The sequence below is a fragment of the Microbulbifer epialgicus genome (assembly GCF_041447265.1).
In the GTDB taxonomy this organism is placed as follows: domain Bacteria; phylum Pseudomonadota; class Gammaproteobacteria; order Pseudomonadales; family Cellvibrionaceae; genus Microbulbifer; species Microbulbifer epialgicus.
This window is the reverse complement of record NZ_JBGMEK010000146.1, coordinates 1-5,449: the sequence shown is the minus strand read 5'-3', so window position 1 is coordinate 5,449 and position 5,449 is coordinate 1. Positions and strand designations below refer to the sequence as shown.

Here is a 5,449-nt window from a genome sequence, read left to right as displayed (position 1 = left end):
CGGATATTTTACTTACGTTTTGGAAGGTGGATTTAGTCCGAATCGCCCCGTAAACCCTCATTACACCGTGCTGGAGGCAAGTGATTGGTTTTTTTTCAGGGCCGACTAAGTATGTTGATCTTAAAGCGACGGACAGGTGAACTTCTAAGGATTGGAGCAAATGTCTCAGTCACAGTGCTGGAGGTTAAAGGCAATCAAGTGAAGATAGGCATAAACGCACCCAAATCACTCCCCATCCACCGTGAAGAAATCTATGTGCGGATCAAAAAGCAGAAGAGAGCAAAGGCCTGAATATCCTAAAAAGGGTAGGGCGACTTGAGGCACCCAATAATTGAAAAACTGAATTCCAAACAGAATCATTGCGCCTCTGTTCGTTAGGCGATATACGCGCTCTGATTCGAATGCCTCTTGGGTGCCAAAGGTGATTTGGTAGTGAGTTCGGAGCGGCCATGCCGGTGTCTTGGAGATATTAAACAAGCAGCCCCTCTTAGCCGACTGGAGGAGAGGGTAAGCAAGCCTTGTCAGTCCCATAAGACGAGTACTCATTGCTTGTTTTGACCCTCCATATGAATGTTGCCGAGCCCACCAGCTGCTGAAAGCGGCTTTCAGAGTCGCACTAGAGATAGAGCCTAGGCTCTGCCAAGATAACTAGCCTTTCGATGATGGAGGAATATTTCCATCAATGCCCTCTAGCTCTAGTGAGCCGAGTCAGCGACCAATCCAGCTGCCAACAACGGATGTTCCACTTTTGACGGAATCTGTATTTTGGTTTTTCCGCTCCTCGCAGCCCATTCTTTCCTGGATGGAGCCTCAAGCGGCCCGCCTACCCAGCAAAGTGCCCCTCCGCACCTCTAGCCTTCAACCCCTCACGCTTTTTTGAACCTGAGTAACCAGAACCTCCCCAGACTAGTTACCGCCACTTATAAAGATGGCAGCAGTAGAGAACCTATTGACACCGTATGACAAAAATTGGGAAGTCAGTAAGTTTGAGGAAGAAAGGCGAGTGAAGGTGCAGCGTATCGACCTGTGTTTATAAGGTAGTGAAGTTGAGCCATACAGCTTTCGGCGGGGCTATACCTGGTGATGTGGAGCATACCGTGCGCATGGGGCTGTGGGTTAGGGGGCTGTCTGGAGGACCCAAGTGGATGGCTAGCCAAAACCCCCAGATCACCGGTTTTGAGCCAAGCAGAGAGATCGGTATTGAGTAAAAAATATACAGCTGTGCACTCTATAATAAAGTTCAGCAGCAGCTTCTCATATTTATTGGTAAAAATCAGTAACTCATTGATATTTAACGGGTTCCCAAATATAGATAACTTCTTGATTCCTCCAGTTTCTTTTCGTCACAAACAGCAGCACGTACGCCCGGCAAAAGGTGCCGGGCTGGACGGCCTACATGCCGCTTCGCTTTGCTTCGGTCGCCTGTATTCTTTCCTTCTGACCCAGTAGTAAAAAGTAGGGATGACTTTTTCGATATATTTCTACCTGAAATTTCTGCTCCAGAATGGCATGGGCGTAGCCTAAATCTGCTAAACGATAGTCTGGTTACTGGTGGTATCGTTGTTGTCGGCCCCCCGTTTAATGTCATACACAAAAACTGCTCTAAAACTCCGGTGAATGTTAGAGAGTTTCAAGAGGCGGTAATATCAATAATTACGGCCAGCATCATTGAAAATGGTGGTAAGCAAATTATTCAAGTGTGAAATACATCACAATCCGCAGTAGTCGCTCCCCTTGGTCGTTAGGAAAGTCAAAACGTTACGCTTACTGTATTGTCGAAGTGGCTAACTGTTCGGCCGTGCATAATTCTATAGCGGCTATGGCGATTCCGGGTGAGTAATTATTTATTAGGAATAATACGGCTGGGCTGGCAAGGATGGCCAGCTCGCGCACTATGTGGAGAGTGCCAGCTACTGGAAAATTTTTTTCGCAAGTCTTCAGCAAATTACTGAAGACTCAAGCACCCATTAGGCTCAGGTAGTGGGCAGACGTTGGGGCTTTGGATGGCGTTTATTGGGATAGCCGCATTAATTAGTACTGCTGTCTCTATTTTTTTGTTTGTCTGGAGTGGTTAAAGAAGAAAAAGTTTTGGAGGAGTAGGAAAGGGTGAAATACAATACTTCTGACAGTTTTAGTCCAATAACTCTTAGGTCTGTAGCTCTATAAGGATATTTATCACAACTTGGGTCTACCCAAGACATGCGACAAATACTGATTAATAAGGCACAGGTCTTGCCTTATCAGGGGTTGGCTCTTAAAAACTGTCTGAAGTATTGTTTTATCTCATAATGTATGTAATGGATTGTAATTTTGAAAAAACTGAATATAAAAAACCCTCTGTACAGGGCCGTGTTGAAAAATTCTATCGGTGGTATCACTTTAATTTGCACATCAGGACTGGCCCAAGCAGAAACGATTAGTACAAAAATAGACCTAGGTGCACCATATCCCTTTAGAATGGAAGATGGAATTGAATACGAGATAGATGTAGATGTTGGTTATCAATTCGATACCATTGAAAAAATTTGTATCAACACTGAGGTTAAAGGTGCAGATGCCTCCTCAGTATCTTATGAGGTTGAAGCTGAGCCTACATATCCTTTCACTTTCCCTACCAGTTTAAAGGCTACACAACTTCTCAGTTATAGCGTCGTTATTTCAACTCCAGAAAACCCCAATCCTGAACCAGAGGTGGGAGATATTAGCTTTTGTGAAGAGCAAAATGGTGTTTTGTTGAAAAACTTTCTGGATAGTGACGGTAAATTTACGCTCAGTGTGTCAGGTGGTTATGTGGAGTTCTGGGACGTTGAACTGGTTGTTGAAGGTGATATCTCTGACACTCAGTTATCGATTGTAATTGATGAACCTGCCGAGTTCTCAGTCCCTTCTTATGGAGGAAGAGTCAATTATGATGCGAGTATTCGTAATTTAGACTCTACGCAATCATTGGTTACGCTCGAACAATGGAGTGTGCTTAAATTTCCCAACGGGGATAGTTATCCTATTCATAAGTCACGAGATGTCGTGTTAAATTATTCTGAGCCAAAGGATTACACTTTAAATTATCTAAATATACCAAGTTGGTTTGAGGCTGGTGATTACGAGCTAATCTGGTATGTAACTGATCCGAGCAATAGCACTCGGGTGAAAGACAGTCTGTATTTCACAAAAAGTGCTGAATAAGTTTTAAACTGCTGAGGGGCTGGGGTGCCATTGTGCCCCAGCTTTCTCTTTGATGTGTGGGCCTAGACCCTAAAAAATTGCCTGAAGTTTTGTTAAATAGCATAATATATAAGAGATTTTAATTTTGAAAAAACTGACTATAAGTAAATCCCTGTGCAGGGCTGTGTTGAAAAATTCTATCTGCGGTATCGTTTTAATCTGCACATCAATACTGGCCCAGGCAGAAACGATTACTACAAAAATAGATCTAGGTGAGCCGTATCCTTTTAGGATGGAAGACGGAATTAAGCACGAGGTGAACTTAGATGTTGGCTATCAATTCGATCTCATTGAGAAAATTTGCATCAATGCTGAGCCTAAGGGTGGATATGCCTCCTGGGCATTTTTAGAGGTAAGTAGTGAATCTGAAGGACCTTCTACCTTACCTGCTCCTCAAATGTTTCTTGCAGAGATAAGTTTTACCTTGGATTTACCTACTCCTGAAAATCCCAATCCTGTCCCGCGGTATGAAAATATCAGCTTCTGTTCTGACCAAAATAGTATTTTGGCGAAAAACTTTCTCGATGGGGAAGGGGAATTTATATTTAATGTGACCGGTGATTATCTAGATTTGTTGAACTTTGAGCTGGTTGTTGAGGGTGATCTCACTGGCATTAAGTTGTCGATTGAGATTGATGAGCCTGCTGATTTCTCAGTTCCTTCCTACGGGGGAAGAGTCAATTATGATGCAAGTATTCGCAATTTGGATTCTGAGCAATCGTTGGTTACGGTCAAACAATGGAGTGTTATCAAATTTCCTAACGGGGATGAATATCCCGTTCATAAGTTACGAGATGTCGTGTTAAATTATTCTGAGCCAAAGGATTACACTCTAAATTATCTGAATATACCAGCTTGGTTTGAGGCCGGTGATTACGAGTTGATCTGGTATGTAACTGATCCGAGCACCGGAACTCGGGTGAAAGACAGTCTGTATTTTACAAAAAGTGCTGACTGAGCTTTTACCTGTCGGCAGGCTGGGGCGCTCTTGTGCTCCAGTTTTCTCTTTCGGGTCATATACAACTCCATCACATTGAACGGCTGCTATGACGCTGGGGTGAGATATATGACCACCAAGCAGCTGCAGTACTGAAGTGAACCATTGCCATAATCGATGATAAGAACAACGTGCAGGCCGATGGTGGTCAGCCGGTAAAATTCGCTGATCATGCAGCTGATTTAGTGGCAAGTTGTATTATCGAGATGACAAACCGCCTGGTTATGCATAGTTCCATTGCGGCAATGACGATTGCGAGAGGGTAATACCAACTCCTATTTCCATTGGCACCCACTATCGGGAATAGGGAGTGGCACCAGGTATTGTGGCCTGAATTATAGAGCCATGGCTGACATCTACAGAAAAAATCCCCTAACTTACTGATTTAATTGCTGGTAAAATGTGTTCAAGAGCGGGCGGTTGAGCTAAGCGACTTAAGCCGGTGGCCCACTATCTCTGATTATTATTTGATCAGAAGTCCATAACCTACTGTAAATTATGGCTTTTCTGTGGGGCTTGAAGGGGCTACTTCGGAATTAGTGGCCAAATGGATAGTGAGCCACCGGCTCTTTAATAAACTGTTAGGTGGATACAACATGAGGATTCTTACTGTTTGGTTTAGTGTTTACGTGCTGTCGTTCATTTTTGGTCTGGTAGTTGGCCATTCTACTTTAAGTAGCCTCAAAGACTTTTTTGTAAATCCAAGCCTATACGATCATATCTTTGCTCTTGCATTGGCCGCAATACCCTCATCAATGGCCTATTATACGATCCTTACAATCAGCAAAAAGCGTACTTTCAACACAATACTAATTGTCCCTACAAGTATTGCTTTATCATGCTTAATGTTATTTCCAGTAATGGTATATTTGGCTAATGTATTTACTCGTACGTAAACATCAATCACCTAACAAGCAGCGGCAAAATCGCACCATTTCATGGTGCTGGACCTCGCGGTCGCTCGGCCTTTGCGCTGGGCGTTAAATTTCATAGTCTCAGATGCCAAATAAGCTTATGGAAGAAACTATAAATATCGATGGAAATGAATTCTTGGAGCGATTGGATCTTCAAGCGTTAGCCAATGGCAAAGTTGGACACGTTCTTGTAGCTCAGCTAGTGGTCCATGCGGAAAGTAATGTAACTAATGGAGAATTGTCCGTATAATGTATCTTCTATGCGTACACCTAAACCTTTTCAAGTTTCTGATAATGAAGCGTCCATTCTGAACGA

Annotated in this window: 4 protein-coding genes; all 4 read left to right on the top strand. The window is 43.3% G+C overall.

Annotated elements, in window-relative coordinates; all coding sequences use genetic code 11:
• Nucleotides 1-111 precede the first annotated feature (111 nt).
• The 4 genes from csrA to ACCI49_RS23320 all read left to right on the top strand — a co-directional run bounded on the left by csrA (nt 112) and on the right by ACCI49_RS23320 (nt 4,180).
• Nucleotides 112-291 carry a carbon storage regulator CsrA gene (gene csrA / locus ACCI49_RS23335; protein WP_371841648.1) on the top strand — a complete coding sequence of 60 codons (180 nt, stop codon included), beginning with the start codon at nt 112-114 and terminating at the stop codon, nt 289-291.
• 755 nt (nt 292-1,046) lie between these two features.
• Entirely contained in the window at nt 1,047-1,208 is a 162-nt protein-coding gene (locus ACCI49_RS23330) for a hypothetical protein (protein WP_371841647.1), read from the top strand.
• A 1,102-nt stretch (nt 1,209-2,310) separates the two neighbouring features.
• Nucleotides 2,311-3,183: a hypothetical protein gene (locus tag ACCI49_RS23325; protein WP_371841645.1), complete on the top strand. Its 873-nt coding sequence runs from the start codon at nt 2,311-2,313 to the stop codon at nt 3,181-3,183.
• 124 nt (nt 3,184-3,307) lie between these two features.
• Nucleotides 3,308-4,180 (top strand): hypothetical protein, encoded by an 873-nt coding sequence (locus ACCI49_RS23320; RefSeq protein ID WP_371841643.1) that lies wholly within the window; start codon nt 3,308-3,310, stop codon nt 4,178-4,180.
• Nucleotides 4,181-5,449 lie beyond the last annotated feature (1,269 nt).